At 36.3% G+C, this 677-nt stretch carries 1 pseudogene; it reads left to right on the top strand.

Annotated features, from left to right (window positions below):
• Window positions 1-677 (top strand): annotated as a pseudogene (locus FUA24_RS03910) (quinol:cytochrome C oxidoreductase); the annotation flags it as partial.

Raw genomic sequence — 677 nt, 5'->3', positions numbered from 1 at the left:
GTTGAAAAAAGGCCATTATGCTTTAACGCAGCCAACTATACGTCCTTTGTTTAGTACAAGACAATTTCAAGAAGCTTTATTAAAGTGGACAGGCAATTCTTTGTCATACGTAGACTATATAAAGGAAACTTGGGGTACTAGTATTTTAGGCGGCGGTTCTTTCAACAAAGCATTACATGATGGTGTTTATGTTGGAACTATTGCTACAGAAGTTGAAGATACAACTGAAGCTACTGAAGAAACAGAAACAGCAGTAAGTAATGCAGTTTCTGCTTTAGCAAAATCAGTTAAATCTACCGAAGGTTTAGAATTAACCTTATACACTAAAACAGGAATGGGTGATGGCCAACAAGCTAATAACCCATGGTTACAAGAATTTCCAGATCCTATTACAAGAACATCTTGGGATAACTATTTAACAGTTTCAAAAGCTGACGCAGAAGCCTTAGGCTTAAGCAACAGGCATGTTGCTACGGGGGCTTTAAATGGTAGTTACGCTAATGTAACTGTAAACGGAGTAACCATAAAAGTACCTGTTTTAATACAGCCTGGTCAAGCTAAAGGATCTGTTGGTTTATCATTTGGTTATGGTAGAACAGCAGGTTTAAAAGAAGAAATGATGACGGGTGTTAATGCTTATGCATTATATACAAACTTTAATAATGTACAAAACGTTA

It is taken from the genome of Seonamhaeicola marinus (assembly GCF_008085455.1).
Note: the sequence above shows the minus strand (reverse complement) of the source record. Positions and strands in the feature narration are given on the sequence as shown.